We start from the raw sequence: 17,751 nt of genomic DNA on the forward strand, positions 1-17,751 counted from the left end.
AGGTACCACGGTGACGAGTGCGTCGAACGGCAGTGCCCACGCGAACGGCGGGACGCTGCTGCTGCCGAGGCGTTTCCACGCGAAGGTGGATATCCGCTGGTCGGATATGGACGTGTTCCAGCACGTCAACCACGCGCGCATGGTGACCCTGCTGGAAGAGGCGCGCATCCCCTGGTTGTTCGAGGACGGCAGGCCGACCGCGCCGTTGCGGCAGGGCTGCGTGCTCGTCGACCTGCATGTGCGCTATCGAGGTCAGCTGCGCCACGAGGACACCCCGCTCGACATCGCCATGTGGATCGAACAGCTGCGCGCGGTGGACTTCACCGTCGGCTACGAGGTGCGCGCCGCGGGCGCCGCGCCCGACTCGCCCGCCGCGGTCGTCGCCTCCACCCAGATCGCCGCCTTCGACATCGAGACCCAGCGCCTGCGCCGGATCGCCCCTGCCGAACGCGACTACCTGGCGGAGTGGATGGACCGGTGAGCGGGCAGCCGGTGCTGCACATCGCCGATCCCGCCGAACGCGAGAACCTGGCGACCTTCCTCGGCCACGCCCTGCGACTGGACGAAGCGGCGCCGGTGCGCCTGCGCCGCCGCGGCGACCGGCATGTCTCGGCCTGGGTGACGACCGGCTTCGAAACCCTCGCGGTTCGCACGGTGGCCGGCGACCTCGGCGTCGCGGACACGACCGTCGGCGCCGACCTGGTCCAGGCCGGTTTGCGCGCCGGCGACGCGGTCGACCTCGGCTACTCCATGGACTCGGCCTGGCGCGGGGCGCTGCCGCCCGCCGAAGGCTTCGTCCACATCGACGACCTGCCGGCCCGCACGCTGGTCGAACTCTCCGAACGCGGCGTCGCGCTGGCCAAGGAACACGGCAGCAAACACGGGCCGCCCGCGGGTCTGCTGGATCAGACCGTCCTCACGGTCTCGTCAGGGGAGACCGAGGTCGAGGTCCCGATGCGCGTCGTCTTCGCCCTGATCGCGATGGATTTCATCCCGCACTCCGGGGACCGCGCCGAATCGCAGAGCATCGCCGCCACCGAGATCGTCCGGGTCCGCGCGACCGGCAGCTGGCTGCGCATCGACGCCCGCTACGGGTCGGTCGCCCGCCATCGCGGCGGGGGCATTGCGCTGTTCCCGAACTGACTTCGCGCGGGATCGGCACATCGCCGAACCGGGACGGCGAGCCACGGTATCTGCGCAGCCGAGGTGGAGTCGACGGCATGGCCCCCGGGGAGCGCCTCCGCAGGGCGAGGATTTCGGAATCGGCGGGCCTGGCGAGTCACGGGAGCGGGCGAGCCCAGGGAGCTCCGCCGAGAAGATGAGGCGCAGCCGGAGTGCGTCGGTGCGGTCGGCATGGTCGGCGCGCGGCTGTGTCTCCCGCAGTTCGGCGGCCCGGACGAATTAGCGGTGCCTGCTCAGGGCAGGCCGGCGAGCCGAAGCAGGGCGGTGGTACCGGCCGCGGCGAGGACGACGACCAGCAGCGGGCTGCGTCGCCAGGCGAGCAGGCCCGCGACGGCGACACCGACCGGCATGGCGATACCGATCTCGCCGGTGCCGAGCGGCAGGGTCGTGACGGCGGCCAGTGCCGCGAGCAGGACGACCGCGCCGACCTCGAGCAGTCGGCGACCGCGGTCGGGGAAGCGCACCCGGCTGCGCAGTGCGGGCCCGGCCCAGCGGAAGGCGTAGGTTCCCGCGGCGAGCGCGGCCACACCGGCGGCGAGCATCATGACGTCTCCCGTGCGGATCGGGCCACCCGCGCCGACTCGTCCCCGGATGCCCGCGGGTGGTGTCCGGCGGGCGGTCGGTCGTGCGGTGCGGATGCGTTTCCCGATGTCGGCGGGGGATCGGAGAGCGGTCGGTTGTGCGCCGCCGATGGGCGTTCGCGCGCCGGTGGATGCTCGGCGGATGGTCTGATCTCCGGAACCGGTGGGTGCTCTGGTGCCGGCCGCCCCTCGGGCGCCCGTGCGCTGTCCTGTCCCCTTGCGTGATCGGCGTCGGAGGCCGGAACGGGTTGGCGGCGCAGGCGCGGGCAGGCGTAGACGAGGCCGGTGAGGGCGAGCAGCACCGGGAGTCCGGCGGGCAGGAACGGTGAGCTGAGCAGGGCGACGGCGGTGCCGAGCGCGACGGCGCCGAAGGTGGCGCGATCACGCAGAGCGGGCAGCACCAGGGCCACCAGGACGGCGGGAAAGACCGCGTCCAGGCCCAGGGCGGCGGTGTCGGGGACCAGGGTGCCCAGCCCGACGCCCAGTGCCGCGCCGAGCGGCCAGACCGCGAGCACGCCGAGGCCGCAGGCCCAGTACACCGCCTTGCGCCGCATGGGGTCGGCTTCAGCCAGGGCGAGCGCGACGGCTTCGTCGTTCATCACGTGCACGCCGAGCAGGCGTCGTGGGCCGGTGCCGACCGCGTCGGGGATGGACAGGCCGTAGGGCAGGTGCCTGGCATTGACCAGCAGTCCGGCCAGCACGGCCGCGATCGGGCTGCCGCCCGCGGCGATGATGCCGAGGAACAGGAATTCCGAGCCGCCGGCGAGGACGACGGTGCCCAGCACGACGGGCAGCCAGGCGGGGAAGCCCTGGGCCACAGCGGTCGTGCCGTAGGAGACGCCGATGACGCCGACGGCCAGGCACACCGCGGCGATACCGAGTACGGTGTCCCGGTCCAGTGTTCGCCATATCGAACGCATGTTTCTTATGGTGAACGCACGGGGCTGGTTCGGTCAACTGTGCCCGGCGTATTCGCCCAGCGGGTGGCGTCCGTGTGATGGTGGAGTCGTCCAGGCAGGTGTCGCGGCGTGATCGCGGTGATCTTCGGTGAGGAAGGGGGCGCAGTGGCACGGAGCGAGTCGAAGGCAGCGGGCGTCGTGGCGAAGGCGGCGGGTGAGGTCCCGGCGGCGACACCACAGATGGTCATCGCGAGGTCGCTGCGCCGGGAGCGGGCGCGGGCGGGGCTGTCGCTGAGCGAAGTCGCCCAGCGCGCGGGGATCGCGAAATCTACGCTGTCGCAATTGGAATCGGGCAACGGCAACCCCAGTCTGGAGACGCTGTGGGCGCTGTGCGTGGCCCTGGACATGCCCTTCTCCGGGCTGCTCGACCCGCCCCGCCCGGCCGTCCAGGTCATCCGCGCAGGCGAAGGGCCTGCGGTGGCCGCCGAACGCTCGGACTACCGTGCGACCCTGCTCAGCGCGGGCCCGTCGAATGCCCGCCGCGATGTCTATCGCATCTCCGCCGAACCCGGCCGGGCCCACTCTTCCCAGCCGCACACGCCCGGCGTGATCGAGCACATCCTGCTCGCGGCCGGTCGGGCGCTGGTCGGTCCGGCCGACGAACCGGTCGAACTCCGCGCGGGCGACTACATCTCCTACCCGGGCGACGCCGGGCACGTCTTCGAAGCGCTCGAACCGGGGACCTGGGCGACGATGGTCGTCGAGACCCCCTGACAGCGGTCGCGCCTTCGAGCCGTCAGGCAGCCCCTTCACCGAGGTACTGCAACCACAGCGGATCGAGTTCGGCGGTGGTGGACAGCAGCCGCCAGTGCGGGCCCTTGGGGGAGACCAGCGGCGTGCGCAGTGTCCAGCCCAGCTCGCTGAGCAACTTGTCGGCTTTACGGTGGTTGCACGGCGCGCAACTGGCGACGCAGTTCTCCCAGGAGTGCTCGCCGCCGCGGCTGCGCGGCACGACGTGGTCGATGGTCTCGGCCTTGCCGCCGCAGTAACCGCACCGGTAGCGGTCGCGGTGCATGAGCGCGGCCCTGGTCATGGGCACCCGTGCGCGGTAGGGCACGCGGACATAGGTGCGCAGGCGGATCACCGAGGGCACGGTCAGCTCGGCGCCCGCGGAATGCACGACGGAGCCTTCGGGATCGTGGTGGACGGTGTCGGCCTTGTCACAGATGAGCAGGACGATCGCCCGGCGGGCGGAGAGCGCGGTCAGCGGCTCGTAGGTGGCGTTGAGGAGCAACACCCGGCGCCTGGACCAACTGAGCGCAAGGGGATCGGCGCCGCCCGGCACCGGAACGAGATGGCCGTGCTCGGCACGGCGGGACGTGTCACCGGGGTGGGTCGCTCCCGGGTGATAGTCGGACAGAATATGCAGCGGAGTAGCCCCCGACCCACGATTGTGGACGTCGGCGGGCTTCAGTTGTCGATGGGTCCTGGCCTCCGGTGATCGGCCGTGTCGCTGCTTCATTCGGTGACCCCGATTCGGTCATCTCGAGGTGGAAAGACTGCCAACAATCTGACCATGAACCCCGGGCGTTTGCACGGTGATTTCGCACAATGTTCGGTGAACTGAAGTCGAAGCGCGGCCCGCCGGCGACCTCCGCGAGCCCTGCGCCGGTCGCGGCCCCGGACGCGGATGGGCACAATGGGCGGTGGCGACACCTGCGATCGAAAGGATCCGATGAGTTCCGGCGAACAGACGGCGACCTCGTTCTACGACGCGGTCGGCGGTGCGGAGACGTTTCACCGCCTCGTCGCGGTGTTCTACCGCGAGGTGGCCGCCGACGAGATCCTGCGCCCGCTCTATCCGGAAGCAGACCTCGGTCCCGCCGAACGGCGAATGCGGATGTTCCTCGAACAGTATTGGGGCGGCCCGCGCACCTACTCCGACGAGCGCGGACATCCCCGGCTGCGGATGCGGCACATGCCGTTCACGGTGGGCCCGCTGCAGCGTGACGCCTGGCTGCGGTGCATGCGTATCGCCATCGCCGAGATCGAACCGGACGTACTCGACGACGAGCACCGCAAGGCGCTGCTGGACTACTTCGAGATGGCCGCGAACTCGCTGATGAACTCGCCGATCTGACCGGTGCGGGTGTGAGCGTCCGCACGCCTGTCGCGCGTTCTGCCGCGGGGTGCGGCACCATGGCTCGAGTGAGCCTCGACGGATCGACACCAGCGCCCGACAGCGAACCCGCCGCCGATCGCAGCCGCACGTGGTGGCGCTCCGCGGTCTTCTATCAGGTCTATCCGCGCTCGTTCGCCGACTCCGGCGACGACGGCGTCGGTGACCTCGGCGGCGTCCGCGACCGGCTCGGCTACCTCGCCGACCTCGGCGTCGACGCCCTGTGGATCTGCCCGGTGATGTGTTCGCCGATGGCCGACGGCGGCTACGACGTGTCCGATCCGCGCGATATCGACCCGCTCTTCGGCGGCATGTCCGCGATGAACGCGCTCATCACCGAAGCCCACGCTCGCGGCATCAAGATCACGATGGACCTGGTGCCCAACCACACCAGCGACCGGCACCCCTGGTTCGCCGCCGCGCTGGCGGCCGCGCCGGACAGCCCGGAACGCGCCCGCTACATCTTCCGCGACGGCCGCGGCGCCGAGGGCGAACTGCCGCCCAACAACTGGCCGAGCATCTTCGGCGGCCCCGCCTGGACCCGGGTCACCGAGCCCGACGGGCGGCCCGGCCAGTGGTACCTGCACTTGTTCGCCCCCGAACAGCCCGATCTGAACTGGGACAATCTCGAGGTCGTCGCCGACTTCGAGCAGACCCTGCGGTTCTGGCTGGACCGCGGAGTGGACGGATTCCGCATCGACGTCGCGCACGGCATGGCCAAGCCCGGTGATCTGCCCGACCTCGCGGAGGTCAACACCAAGATGCTGATCCACGACGACAGCGACCCGCGCTTCAACAATCCGGGCGTGCACGACATCCACCGCGGCATCCGCAAGGTCCTCGACGAGTACCCGCACGCGGTCGCCATCGGCGAGGTGTGGGTCGACGACAACGTCCGCTTCGGCGAGTACGTGCGTCCGGACGAACTGCATCTGGCGTTCAACTTCCGGCTCGCCGAGACGCCGTTCGACGCCGCGGCCGTGCGCGAGTCGGTGCACCACTCGCTGGCGGCGGTCGCCGAGGTCGGCGCCCCGGCCACCTGGACGCTGTCCAACCACGACATCGAGCGCGAGGTCACCCGCTACGGCGGCGGCGCGACGGGGCAGGCGCGGGCCAGGGCGATGCTGCTGGTCGAGCTGGCGCTGCCCGGCGCGGTCTTCCTCTACAACGGCTCCGAACTCGGCCTGCCCAATGTCGACGACCTGCCCGAAGACGTGCTGCAGGATCCGGTCTGGGAGCGATCGGGCCACACCGAACGCGGTCGCGACGGCTGCCGCGTGCCGATGCCGTGGCGCGGGACCACCCCGCCGTTCGGCTTCACCGCCGGCCCGGACTCGTGGCTGCCGATCCCGCCGGAGTGGGCCGGACTGACCGTCGAGTCCCAGCTTCGCGACCCGGGCTCGATGCTGTCCCTGTGCCGCTCCGCCATCGAATTGCGCTGCAGTCGAACGGAATTCGCGGGCGATACGGTCGAATGGGTCGATTCCGCCGCTCCCGGCGTGCTGGTCTTTCGGCGCCCCGGCGGCCTGGTGTGCGTGCTCAACACCACCGACGAGGCGATCGTGCTGCCGCCGGGGGAGTTGTTGCTCTCCAGCGCGCCCTCGGCGGACGGGCGGTTGGCGCCGAACGCCGCGGCGTGGCTCGTCTGAGTCCCACCGCGACAGCGGAGGCGCACCGCCCAGGCTGCTTTCCAGCGGTTCGGCAAAGACTGATCCGGCTGGACACGAGGTAGTAGTTCCCGCCCGGACGCGCGTCTACTACACAGCATCGTCTACCTTTGAACCGTGAGCATTCTCGAGACTGTGCTGATCTTCCTCGGCATCCCGCTGGTGATCTACGTGGCGATCGCCGGATTGTCGTATCTCGGTAAGCCGCTGCCCGGCGAGAAGCCGGTTCACTTCGACCTGGGACAGAAGTGGACTCACGAGCCGGTGCTGTGGAGTGCCACCGACGAGGTGATCGGGCACGGTCACCACGACGTCGCGCCGCATGGCAGTCATGCGGCTATCGAATCCGCCCAGGAGCTGATCGGAGGCCGGGCAAGTGGCAAGTTCTAAGTGGCCCGCGGTGGTCGAGGCCGACCTTCCGCACGGATACGCCCTCACCAGCAGCGGCCGGGTCTCCGGCGTGCACGAGGCAGGCGCGGTGTTCGTCGAGGCGCCCTTCAGCGACGACGAGCGCTTGGCCGTCGACAACGCGCTGATCGAGGCGACCAGGGCCACCAAGGTGCGCTTCACCATCTACATCGGCGATCTCGCCGGTGACGCCTCCGCCGCGGTCGACGAGCTGTTCGCGACCACCCCGGACGCGTCCCGCTCGGTGCTCATCGCCGTCTCGCCCAACGACAAGGTGATCGAGGTCCGCTCCGGCCGCGAGATCGCCGACCGCGCCAACGATCGGGTCTGCCAGCTCGGCGTCACCGCCGCGCTCAGCTCGATCCGGCAGGGCAAGCTGATCGACGGACTGGTCTCCGCGGTGCGCGTGATGGCCGCCGCGATCGGTCGCTGAGACCCGCTCGCGGCTCTTCGCGAATCCGGGTTCGCGGCAGCGACATCAGTACGCGAAACGGCGCGCTCACCCTTTCGGGTGAGCGCGCCGTTGTCGTCTCCGGACGCTACTTCGCGTCGAAGGCGCGTGCCCGCAGCGAGCGCTCGACGCCGGCCTTGCCCTCGGACACCAGCCGCAGCAGCGCGGGCGGGTGATCGCCTGCCAGGAACTCGTCCGCGGCGGCCACGGCCTGCTCGCTGATCTCCCACGCCGGATACAGCCCGACGACCACGGTCTGGGCGACCTCGCTGGAGCGGCGCTCCCACACCGCCGGGATCTCCTCGAAGTACGTGCCCACGTAGTCCTTCAGCAGCTCTCCCTGGCCCACGGGCGCGAATCCGCCCACGATGGCGCGGGTGGTGATATTGGGGATCGAGTCGTCGTGCATGACCTTCTGCCAGGCATCGGCCTTGACCTCGGCCTGCGGGCGCGCGGTCGCCGCGGTGGCGGCCTGACGCTTGCCGGTCGCGGTCGGGTCGGCGGCCAGCTCCGCGTCGATGACCGGAGTCGCGAGACCATCGGCGTCGATCTCGCCCGCGGCGGCCAGCGCGCCGATGACCCGCCAGCGCAGGTCGGTGTCCACCACCAGACCGGGCAGACCGACAGTCGCCGGATCGGAGTCGAGCAGTTCGCGCAGCACCTCGGTGTGCCTGGCCTCCAGGCGCGCGCCCAGCAGCGCGTTGACGAAGGCCAGCTGGTGATCCGAGCCCGCCTCGGCCTCGCGCGCCAGTTCCAGCAGCCGGTCGCCGAACTCGGTCCAGCCGACACCCTCGGCCCAGGCGGGATCGGCGTAGCTGCCCAGCGCGGTGTGCGCCTGCATGAGCAGTCGCTGGACCACGCCGATCTCGGTCTCCGCGCCGATGCCGCGCTGCACCAGTGCGACGAAATCGCGGGCGCGCAACTCGGCCTGCCGGGTCATCTCCCAGGCCGCCGACCAGGCCAGCGTGCGCGGCAGCGGTTCGGCGATGTCGCCGATGCGGTTGATCAGCACTTCCAGCGACTCCGGGTCCAGGCGCACCGAGCAGTAGGTGAGGTCGTCGTCGTTGACCAGCACGAACTTGCCCCGCGCGACGCCGGTCAGCTCCGGCACCTCGGTGCGCTCGGCGGCATCGAGATCCAGCTCCAGCCGGTGCGTGCGGACCAGCTTGCCGCCCTCGTCGTCGTAGACGCCGATCGCCAGCCGGTGCACGCGCTGTTCACCGGCGCCCGGCTGCGCACCCTCCTGCACCACCGTGAACGAGCTGAACGTGCCGTCCGCGGCGACCTCGAACTCCGGGCGCAGGATGTTCAGGCCGGTGGTCTTGAGCCATTGCGCGCCCCAGCCGGACAGGTCGCGTCCGGAGGACTTCTCCAGCGCGCCGAGCAGATCGTCGAAGGTGGCGTTGCCGTAGGCGTGCTCGGCGAAGTAGGCGCGCAGACCGGCCAGGAACGGCTCCAACCCGACGTAGGCGACCAGCTGCTTGAGCACGCTGGCGCCCTTGGCGTAGGTGATGCCGTCGAAATTGACCTCGACCGCGGCCAGGTCCGGGATGTCGGCGGCGATCGGGTGGGTGGAGGGCAGTTGGTCCTGCCGGTAGGCCCAGGACTTCTCGACGTTCGCGAACGTGGTCCAGGCGCTGGTGTATTCGGTGGCCTCGGCCTGGCACAGCACCGAGGCGAAGGTCGCGAACGACTCGTTGAGCCACAGGTCGTCCCACCACTTCATGGTGACCAGGTCGCCGAACCACATGTGCGCCATCTCGTGCAGCACCGTCTCGGCGCGCCGCTCGTAGGAGGCGCGGGTGACCTTGGACCGGAACACGTAGTCCTCGAGGAAGGTGACCGCGCCCGCGTTCTCCATCGCGCCCGCGTTGAACTCCGGGACGAACAGCTGGTCGTACTTGCCGAAGGCGTAGGGCACACCGAAGTTGCGGTGGTAGAAGCCGAAGCCCTGCTTGGTCTCGGTGAACAGCCGTTCGGCGTCCATGTGCTCGGCCAGCGAGGCGCGGCAGTACAGACCGAGCGGGATCTCGCCGTGCTCGTCGCGGTAGGTGTCGGTCCACTTGGCGTAGGGGCCGGCGATCATGGCGACCAGGTAGGTGCTCATCGCCGGGGTGGTGGCGAAGGTGTGCGTGGCGACGGTGCCGTCGTCGGTGCGCTCGCCCGCCCCGTTGGAGACGACCTGCCAGTCGAGCGGCGCGGTGGCGGTGATGTCGAAGGTGGCCTTGAGATCGGGCTGGTCGAAGCAGGCGAACATCCGCTTGGCGTCGGCGGTCTCGAACTGCGAGTACAGGTAGACGCCGTTGTCGGTGGGATCGACCATCCGGTGCAGGCCCTCGCCGGTGTGCGAGTACTCGCAGTCGGCCTCGACGACGAGTTCGTTGCGTTCGGCCAGATCCGGCAGTGTGATGCCGGTCGACTCGTCGTAGGAGTTCACGTCGAGCTCGACGCCGTTGAGCACGGCCGAGCGGACCCGCGCGGCGACGATGTCGACGAAGGTGCTCGCGCCCGGCTTCGCGGTGAACGTGACGGTGGTGCGCGACCCGAAGGTGCTCGCCCCTTCGCTCTGGTCGGTGAGGTCGAGTTCGATGCGGTAGTTCTCGACGCCGACCGTGGCGGCGCGCTCGATCGCCTGGTCGCGGGTGAGATTCGGGGCGGACATGGAACTCCTTCGCTCTTCGACGAACACGGCACGAATGTCGTCCGCGACGCGACGGCGCCGACCTGCCGACGTCGTTCACGCGGACTGTCGCCCAACCCTATCGGCCGGTCCGGCGCGGGCGCTGCCCCATGACCCACGCGCACCCCCGTCGCACCGGGGCGCGGTGGTGGGGCGGGCGCGCACTGCGTGGACCCGGCGGCCACGGGGGACGGGGAGGGCGGGCGGTATTGTTTGCCTGCCCGACAGCCGGGCGACAACCCACGGATGCGGAGGCTCGAGGTGAAGCATGTGCACGCCGGGAAGGTGCGTGACCTGTACGAGGACGGCGACACCCTGCTGCTGGTCGCCTCCGATCGGGTCTCGGTGTACGACGTGGTGCTGCCCACGCCGATCCCCGGCAAGGGCGCGCTGCTGACCCAGCTGTCGAACTGGTGGTTCGACTTCTTCACCGACATCCCCAACCACATCGTCTCGACCGTGGATCTGCCCGAGGAGTTCAGCGGCCGCGCCGTACGGGTCAAGCCGCTGCGGATGCTGCACGTGGAGTGCATCGCCCGCGGCTACCTGACCGGCTCGGGCCTGAAGGAGTACCAGGCCACCGGCACGGTCTCCGGGGTGAGGCTGCCGTCCGGACTGCGCGACGGGGACAAGCTGCCCGAACCGATCTTCACCCCCACCAGCAAGGCCTCGGAAGGCCACGACGAGCCCATCACCTTCGCCGACGTGGTGAACCAGGAGGGCCGCGAGGTCGCCGAGGCGCTGCGTGAGCGCACCCTGGAGATCTATCGGCGCGGCACCGAGCACGCCGCGGGCAACGGCGTGATCATCGCCGACACCAAGGTCGAATTCGGCTGGGACGGTGACGTGCTCACCCTCGGCGACGAGGTCCTCACCTCGGACTCCTCGCGGTTCTGGCCCGCCGACCAGTGGGAGCCCGGCCGCGCCCAGCCCTCCTTCGACAAGCAGTTCGTGCGCGACTGGGCGACCTCCACCGGCTGGGACAAGGAACCGCCCGGCCCGGAGATCCCGGCCGACATCGTCGAGGCCACCCGGCGCAAGTACCAGGAGGCCTACGAGCTCATCACCGGTCGCGTCTGGGGCTGATCGCCGAGCGGTCCGGACACGGCCGCGGGGGTCGATTCTCCGGTCGGCGGCAACCCGATTCGCGCTGACAGGTGGCCCTCGGCGGTGCGATACTCCCGGTGTCCACGGCTGGCGGGGCCGCGCGACAGGGAGGCGAGAGATGACGCGCGCAGGCACCGGTCCGGGCACACCACGACAGCGCGGGCCGAAGCCGGCGAAGTTCGGCAAGGGGGGCGCGGGCCCGAGGAGTGCGGGCAAGGCCGGGCAATCGACGCCGGGGAAGTCCGGACAGGGCGGCGCCGATCGGAAGACCTCGCGTGGGTGGAATACCGGGGCGTGGCTGCTGATCGGGACGCTCGCCGCGTCGGTGGTCGGATTCATGGTGACCTTGCAGGTGCTCGACTGGATCGCCATCTACCGCGAGTCCGGCGGCTCGTGCGGTACCAGCAGGGGGATCAGCTACGGCGACTGTCCCCGGTACTGGGGCACCATCTTCGTCGTCTCGCTGTTCGGGCTGATGGCGTTCATCCCGCTGCTCCTGTTCGCCCTGATCCGCACTCGGCTGGCGGGCGCGCTGGTCGGCGTGGTCGCCGCGGCGCTCGCCGTCTATCCGGCGGCGGCCGTCTTCGGCCATCTGCACGGTGACACCTGGGAACTGGCCTGGGCCGCGCCCTCGGATCGCACGGACGACGGTGAGACCGGCGGGATATGGCACATCGACGGGGACGCGGGCACCGTCGTCCGTATCGCCTTCGACGGGCTGACGGCATTCGACGTCGCCTCGGGCACGCCACGCTGGTCGGCGGTCTTCCCGGACCGCGATGTGCTGTGCGCGATGAGCCGGACCGCTTCGGAGGGGATCGGGCTGATCGCCCGGCACGACGAGAACACCCCCTGCGCGGATTTCGGTGCGGTGGATCTCGCGACCGGGCGCATCCTCTGGGAATCCACCGCGCCGGGCGGGCTCTCCGACGGCCCCGACATACTCGCCGTCACCGGCGACACCGCCGTGGTACTCGGCGAGGACTCCGTGCGCGGATTCGCCCTGCGGGACGGCGCCCCCCGCTGGCAGTTCCGGTTGCCGGAATCGACATGCGGCGATTCGTGGCTGGCCGCCGGGCGCTATGTGGTCGTCGCGGTGGAACGCTGCACCGGCCTCGCGGCCGGTGACGACGGCGGGCCCGAGCTGTGGGCGCTGGACCCCGCCACCGGTGCGGTGGCCTGGACCGTGCCCGTCCCCTTCGAAGGCGCCCGGCGGGTGACCCGCATCGCCTCCGAGCCGCTGGTCGTGCACGTCACCGAGAACGGCAGACGCGGCCGTTCCGCTTTCGTCGCCTTCGACGACTCCGGCGCGGTCACCGCCACCATCGAGACCGGCGTCGCCGCCGACACCGCGGAATCGGAGCTGCTGCCCCTGCGGACCTTCGACATCAGCGGATTCGACGCAGCCCCGGTCACCAGGACGGTCGTCACCGGAAACACGCTCGTGGCCGTCGCGCGCGCCGAGAGCGAGAGCGGCTACCGGCTCGTCGCCCACGACCTCCTCACCGGCGTCAGACAGTGGACCGGAGAACTGCTGGAGGACGATCCCGACGCCCTGGTCGCCGACGGGGATCGCGTGGTGGTGGTCGTCGACAACCTTCGTGTGCTCGGCCTGGGCGCCTTCGACCTGCGCACCGGCGCCGAATCCCACGCCGGGGTGGCCGTCGTCGAGCGGGTGGGCACGTCGCTGCAGGTCGTCGCCCTGCCCGAGGTCTATCTCGTGCTCGGCAGCGACGGCAGTGCGCCGTACCGGCCGTTGCAGGCCGTCGCCCGCCCGTGACCCGGCTGTCCGAGTATCAGTACCGACGAGTGGTGTCGGCCGGGCTGTCCGGGGCGCCGCCCGGCCAGGAGATCGGCAGACATCGTCGAGGCCGCCCGAAGCGAGTACCGGGGCCTACGAGCGCATCACCGGTCGTGCCCGGGGCTGAACCCCGCGGGGTCGCCGTGCGTCAGGCCGCGCAGGCCGGGGAGGTGGTCTGGGTGTTGGCCAGCATCTGACACGCCCAGGCCAGTTGCAGTTTCCAGCGCCCGTCCTCGGCGACGAACGGGATGAGGGTGGGGCCCTGCACCGGTTTGCCGTCGAGGGTCATGTCCGCGGTCGCCTGCAGGACCGCCTCGCCCTGGTATTCCACCGAGACGATCGTCAAGGTGATCCCGTTGGCCTGTGAGGCCTGGGCCAGCTTGTCGATCAGGGCCGGGTCGGCGTCGGCGCCCTGCACGGCGCCGGTTTTCAGGGTGGCGGGGGTGTCCGGGTCGAGCGCGAGCTGGAAGCCGGCGTTCAGGTCCGCGGGGCTGGGCAGCGGCACCGGCGGTTGCTGCGCGCCCGTTGCCGGGGCGGTCGTGGATTCGGTGGCCTCGGCGGATTCGGACCCGCCGCAGCCCGCGGCGAACACCGCGCCCAGAACGAGACAGGCGGCGAGGGTGGCGCGGGAGGGGCGTGGCCTGGGACGGTTCATCGGGGTCCTCTCGTCGGCGGCGTGATTTTCGTCGGAGTGAGCGCGGTCGGAGTGAGTGCGGTCGGAGTGAGTGCGGTGGGAGTGAGTGCGGTGGGAGTGAGTGCGGCGGGCGCGCAGTCGTTGTCGCGGTGGACGGGCGGGACGGGGCTCATTCGGTGCCGACGGCCTCGATGATGTCCAGGCGCGCGGCGCGGACGGCGGGGGGAATGGAGCCGAGCAGGCTCAACGCGATCGCGCCGAGTGCGAAGACCGGCATCATGGGCCCCGGCCGGTAGGCGACCTCGAGATTCATGATGTCGGGGGTGATCCGGTCGAAGAAGAACTGGCTCAGCGCACCGAAGCCGAGGCCGAGCACCCCGCCCACGACGCCGATGCCGACCGCCTCGGCCAGCACCGTGCGCAGCACCATGCGCCGGGTCGCGCCCATCGCGCGCAGCACGCCGAGTTCGCGTCTGCGTTCGAGGACCGACAGTCCCAGCGTGTTGAGCAGTGCCACGGCGGCGATGAGCACCACGATCACCCACACCGCGTTCGCCACCCCCGCACCCTGGCGAATCGCGCTGTCCACTCCGGCCAGCGACTCCCTCCCGGTGAAGACGTGGGTGTCGGCGGGGACCACCGCGCGCACGGCCGCGCGCAATTGTTCGGAGCCGATTCCGTCGCGGCCGTCGATCTGCAGCACGGTGGACCCCGGCCGGTCGAACCAGTCGCGCATCTGGTCGAGTCCGATGGCGGCGTTTCCGGTGAGCGCGGAGAAGTAGGAGACCACCCCGACCACGGGCAGTTGCCGCTGCCCGGACGGGGTGCGCATGGTCAGCGAATCGCCCTCGGCCACACCGAGGGTCCGGCTCAGGTCACGCGAGAGCACGATGCCGTGCCCGCTGATCACCGCCTCCCTGGCGGCCGGTGCCAGATCGGCGTACAGGGGACTGATCGCGCCGGGCGCCAGCCCGTACAGGATGATGCGTTCCTCACCGAGAGTGGCATAGGCGAGCTGACCTTCGACGACCCGCTCGACCTCCGGCAGCGCGGCGATCCGGGAGGCGGCGTCGGTGGGCAGCGCCGGGTCGGTGGGCATCTGGTCGGCCGGTCTGGCGGCGACCAGCAGATCGACCTCGTCGACCGCGCCGATCGAGCCGCGCACCGCGCTGAGCATGTCACTGTTGGCGCCGGTGATGGTGACTGTCATGGCCACGGCGATGAACACCGTCATCATGGTCGCCCACACCCTGCGCGGCGCCCGCCGCACCGTGGCCGCCGCGAGCTCGCCCGCGGTGCCGCACCGCCGCGCCACCGCCGCCGCTGCCGAGACCAGCGTGCCGGTGACCGCCCAGCAGGCGAACAGCCCCGCGCCGAAGAACATCGACAGCGCCAGACCCGACCAGACCAGCTCCCCCAGCCGCAGTGCGACCAGCACGACGGCCAGTCCCATGGCCCCGGCCGCGATACACCCCGAGCCCAGGCGCATCCAGAGCGGCACCCGGTCGGCGACCGAGACCCCCACCGGGGCAAGCGCTTCCACCGGCGACACCTTGTAGACCTGGTGCGCCGCCACCGCCGCCGCCGCGACACTGGTGCCCACGGCGGCGGCCAACGCGATCGGAATGGCGTACACCGGAACCGAATACACCGTCCTGGCCTCGACGGACTGGAGCAGCGCCACGGGCAGCGCGTCGACCGTCGTACGCCCGTAGACGATGCCGAGCACTGTGCCCAGCACGCCACCCGCCAGGCCGATGACCGCTGCCTCGGTGAGCAGGTCGGCGGCCAGGGTGCGCCTGCGGCCACCGACGGCGCGCAGCATCGACAGCGTCCGGCGGCGCTGCGCGATCGCCATCGACATGGCGGTGTAGATGAGGAACGCGGCGACGATGAACGCCAGCGCCGCGCCCATCAGGGTCATGTACTGCAGGATGCGCAGGCCGTTGCCGGTGCGCACCGCGCGCAGGGTCGGCTCGGCCACGATCGCCCGTCCGTCGATCCGCTGCTCGACGCCGGCGCGGACATCCGCCGTATCCGCGCCCGGTTCGGTGACGAGGAGGATGGAGTCCAGGTGATCGGTGCGTCCGAGTGCCCGTTGCGCCACCGGCAGCGAGGTGAGGACGTAGTGGCCTTCGTTGAGCCTGCCGAGCTGTCCGCCGTCGAGCACGCCCGCGACGGTCACATCGGTCCGCCCGACCCGCAGGCGCTCGCCCTCGGCCACACCGAGGCCAGGTCCGACGAGCACACCGTCCGGCACCGAGACCAGCGCGCTCAGCTGTGACTCGATGGCCGGTTGCAGCACGCTGCCCAAGGCGGTCGCGCTCGCGTCGGTGCCGAGCACCAGCGCCGAGCCGGCCGAGGTGGGCGCCACCGTGCGCACCATCGGCACGGCCGCGCGCACCCCGGGTACGGCTGCCACCTCGGCGTGCAGCGTGCCGGGGAACCCGGAGTCGGTGATCCCGGAAACCTCGAGGCTCGCCTCGCCCGCCAGGCCGTCGACCAGCCGGTGCACCGATCCGGTGAGCGAGCCGAACATGCCGAACACGGCGACCAGGAACGCGGCCGAGACCGCCATCACCGTGATCGAGGCCAGCGTCCGGCCGCGGTGCACGGCGAATTCGCGCAGGCTGAACAGCCGCCAGCGGTCGATCAGCGCGCGCACGGCGGCTCCACGGGACCGGCGGTCGCGGCGCCGGTGGTCGCGGCGCCCGCGGCCGTCGGCTCGTCGGCGACGATGCGCCCGTCGCCGAGGGTGACGACGCGATCGGTCCTGGCCGCCGCCTCGGGGTCGTGGGTCACCATCACCACCGAGCGGGATCCCGTTGCGCTGCCCGCGATCTCGGCGAGCAGCGTCATGATCTCCGCTCCGGTCGCGGAGTCGAGATTGCCGGTGGGCTCGTCGGCGAGCACCAGTGGCGGATCCATGATCAACGCCCGTGCCACCGCCACCCGCTGCATCTGTCCGCCGGACAGTTCGGCGGGGCGGTGCTCGGCGCGGCTGCCGAGCCCGACCAGTTCGAGCAGTTCACCCGCCCGCTCGCGCGCCGAACGCAGCGCGCCGCCGTCGAGCAGGCGGGGCACCGCGACGTTCTCCCAGGCGGACAAGGTGGGCAGCAGATTGAAGAACTGGAACACGAAACCCACACTGTGCCTGCGAAATTCGGATTGCTCGTCGTCACCGAGGCCGCCGATCTCACGGTCGCCGAAGCGGATCGAGCCGGTGTCGGGACGGTCGAGTGCGCCGAGCAGGTGCAGCATCGTGGACTTGCCCGCGCCGGAGGGGCCCACCACCGAGACGAACTGTCCCGGCGCGACGGCGAAATCGACGCCGTCAAGGGCCGTGACGGTCTGGCCGCCGATGCGGTAATGCTTGGAGACCTCGGACAATTCGATGATCGGTGGCATCGGTCGGCGTCCCGGTCAGGCGTTCACGTCGGAGAGTGCGGCGAGTTTGCCGATCGAGGCCACCAACTGTGCCTGTGCTTCCTGCTGCACCGATTGTTCCAGCGGGCCGGTGAGCATCGCGCCGGTGAAAGCCCCGGCGATGGTCAGCTGGCAACCTCCTGGCTTGCGTTCGATCGCGAAGCTGAACTCGCAGGTGACGCCGGCCGGGCTGCGGCCGGCGATGATCAGCTGCATCGGCGGCTTGAACGCGGTGACGGTCAATTCTATGCGTTGTGACATACCGAGCATGCGAATGTTCTGCACCATCCGGGAATTCACTGTGATGTTCTCCGGTGGCGCCTCCGCGAAACTCTCGTGGAGCATGAACCAATCGTCCCACGTAGTCGTGTCGGCGATAATCGTGTAGATCTGCGCCGGGGACGCGTCCAGTGCTCTGCTGACCTCGAAGCCGGCCATGAATCCTCCCTGATGTTCGCCTGCCGAGGGCGTCGGCGTGCCCAGGAAACCATGGGCACCGGAGACCGATTGTCGGTGGTGGCAGCGCGAACGTAGTTGCGAGCGTCCATGATTCACCGAACCTGTGCAAGTGACCGGGGGTTACGGATATCGCTTTCCCCAACCTGGCTGCAACCCGTTGCAGTTCGGTGAACACTGCTGTACGTTGACCGGCACGAGGCATCCCCGCCACCGTCGCTCGGCGCGGTTCCGGCGGGCCGCGATGCTCGACGACACAGTGGCCGAATCCTTCCCGAAT

At 70.6% G+C, this 17,751-nt stretch carries 16 protein-coding genes and 1 pseudogene; 9 read left to right on the plus strand and 8 right to left on the minus strand.

Annotated elements, in window-relative coordinates:
* Positions 1 to 106 precede the first annotated feature (106 nt).
* Complete coding sequence (locus tag NS3_RS18115) at positions 107 to 481, plus strand: acyl-CoA thioesterase (protein WP_245649685.1); 375 nt, start codon at positions 107 to 109, stop codon at positions 479 to 481.
* Positions 478 to 1,143, plus strand: a complete 666-nt coding sequence (locus NS3_RS18120; RefSeq protein WP_067861207.1) for a DUF8185 domain-containing protein — start codon at positions 478 to 480, stop codon at positions 1,141 to 1,143. The genes NS3_RS18115 and NS3_RS18120 overlap by 4 nt, the downstream gene beginning before the upstream one ends.
* A gap of 272 nt (positions 1,144 to 1,415) precedes the next feature.
* Here NS3_RS18120 and NS3_RS18125 read toward each other — a convergent pair whose 3' ends face one another.
* Positions 1,416 to 1,727, minus strand: coding sequence for an AzlD domain-containing protein (locus NS3_RS18125; RefSeq protein WP_067861209.1), 312 nt, complete (start codon positions 1,725 to 1,727; stop codon positions 1,416 to 1,418).
* A 311-nt stretch (positions 1,728 to 2,038) separates the two neighbouring features.
* A pseudogene (locus NS3_RS18130) lies at positions 2,039 to 2,683 on the minus strand (AzlC family ABC transporter permease); the annotation flags it as partial.
* Between the two features lie 219 nt (positions 2,684 to 2,902).
* On the opposite strand from NS3_RS18130, the gene NS3_RS18135 reads away from it, so the two are divergent.
* A complete protein-coding gene (locus NS3_RS18135; RefSeq protein ID WP_067861335.1) occupies positions 2,903 to 3,436 on the plus strand; it encodes a helix-turn-helix domain-containing protein in 534 nt (177 codons plus the stop codon).
* A gap of 22 nt (positions 3,437 to 3,458) precedes the next feature.
* Here the strand turns inward: NS3_RS18135 and NS3_RS18140 are convergent, their stop codons facing one another.
* Positions 3,459 to 4,184 carry an HNH endonuclease gene (locus NS3_RS18140; protein WP_174550487.1) on the minus strand — a complete coding sequence of 242 codons (726 nt, stop codon included), beginning with the start codon at positions 4,182 to 4,184 and terminating at the stop codon, positions 3,459 to 3,461.
* 213 nt (positions 4,185 to 4,397) lie between these two features.
* On the opposite strand from NS3_RS18140, the gene NS3_RS18145 reads away from it, so the two are divergent.
* The 4 genes from NS3_RS18145 (at position 4,398) to NS3_RS18160 (ending at position 7,349) form a co-directional block, all read left to right on the plus strand.
* Positions 4,398 to 4,802 (plus strand): globin, encoded by a 405-nt coding sequence (locus tag NS3_RS18145; protein WP_067861213.1) that lies wholly within the window; start codon positions 4,398 to 4,400, stop codon positions 4,800 to 4,802.
* A 59-nt stretch (positions 4,803 to 4,861) separates the two neighbouring features.
* The gene (locus tag NS3_RS18150) at positions 4,862 to 6,490 is read left to right on the plus strand and encodes a glycoside hydrolase family 13 protein (RefSeq protein WP_067861215.1); all 1,629 of its coding nucleotides are present in this window, start codon (positions 4,862 to 4,864) and stop codon (positions 6,488 to 6,490) included.
* A gap of 135 nt (positions 6,491 to 6,625) precedes the next feature.
* Complete coding sequence (gene ctaJ / locus NS3_RS18155; protein WP_067861217.1) at positions 6,626 to 6,898, plus strand: aa3-type cytochrome oxidase subunit CtaJ; 273 nt, start codon at positions 6,626 to 6,628, stop codon at positions 6,896 to 6,898.
* Entirely contained in the window at positions 6,885 to 7,349 is a 465-nt protein-coding gene (locus NS3_RS18160; protein WP_067861219.1) for a DUF5130 domain-containing protein, read from the plus strand. The genes ctaJ and NS3_RS18160 overlap by 14 nt, the downstream gene beginning before the upstream one ends.
* 106 nt (positions 7,350 to 7,455) lie before the next feature.
* Here NS3_RS18160 and pepN read toward each other — a convergent pair whose 3' ends face one another.
* A complete protein-coding gene (gene pepN / locus NS3_RS18165) occupies positions 7,456 to 10,029 on the minus strand; it encodes an aminopeptidase N (RefSeq protein ID WP_067861221.1) in 2,574 nt (857 codons plus the stop codon).
* 279 nt (positions 10,030 to 10,308) lie between these two features.
* Here pepN and NS3_RS18170 point away from each other — a divergent pair, with 279 nt between their 5' ends.
* Positions 10,309 to 11,133 (plus strand): phosphoribosylaminoimidazolesuccinocarboxamide synthase, encoded by an 825-nt coding sequence (locus NS3_RS18170; protein ID WP_067861336.1) that lies wholly within the window; start codon positions 10,309 to 10,311, stop codon positions 11,131 to 11,133.
* A gap of 139 nt (positions 11,134 to 11,272) precedes the next feature.
* On the plus strand, positions 11,273 to 12,934 hold the full coding sequence (locus NS3_RS18175) for an outer membrane protein assembly factor BamB family protein (protein ID WP_067861223.1): 1,662 nt from the start codon (positions 11,273 to 11,275) through the stop codon (positions 12,932 to 12,934).
* Positions 12,935 to 13,103: 169 nt separating this feature from the next.
* Here NS3_RS18175 and NS3_RS18180 read toward each other — a convergent pair whose 3' ends face one another.
* The 4 genes from NS3_RS18180 to NS3_RS18195 all read right to left on the minus strand — a co-directional run bounded on the left by NS3_RS18180 (position 13,104) and on the right by NS3_RS18195 (position 17,453).
* A complete protein-coding gene (locus tag NS3_RS18180) occupies positions 13,104 to 13,610 on the minus strand; it encodes a WKL family lipoprotein (protein ID WP_067861224.1) in 507 nt (168 codons plus the stop codon).
* Between the two features lie 148 nt (positions 13,611 to 13,758).
* Positions 13,759 to 16,254: an FtsX-like permease family protein gene (locus NS3_RS18185; protein ID WP_067861225.1), complete on the minus strand. Its 2,496-nt coding sequence runs from the start codon at positions 16,252 to 16,254 to the stop codon at positions 13,759 to 13,761.
* Positions 16,242 to 16,997 carry an ABC transporter ATP-binding protein gene (locus tag NS3_RS18190; protein ID WP_084495716.1) on the minus strand — a complete coding sequence of 252 codons (756 nt, stop codon included), beginning with the start codon at positions 16,995 to 16,997 and terminating at the stop codon, positions 16,242 to 16,244. The genes NS3_RS18185 and NS3_RS18190 overlap by 13 nt, the downstream gene beginning before the upstream one ends.
* A 15-nt stretch (positions 16,998 to 17,012) precedes the next feature.
* Complete coding sequence (locus NS3_RS18195) at positions 17,013 to 17,453, minus strand: type II toxin-antitoxin system Rv0910 family toxin (RefSeq protein ID WP_067861226.1); 441 nt, start codon at positions 17,451 to 17,453, stop codon at positions 17,013 to 17,015.
* Positions 17,454 to 17,751 lie beyond the last annotated feature (298 nt).

It is taken from the genome of Nocardia shimofusensis NBRC 100134 (genome assembly GCF_001613125.1).
Taxonomy (GTDB): domain Bacteria; phylum Actinomycetota; class Actinomycetes; order Mycobacteriales; family Mycobacteriaceae; genus Nocardia; species Nocardia shimofusensis.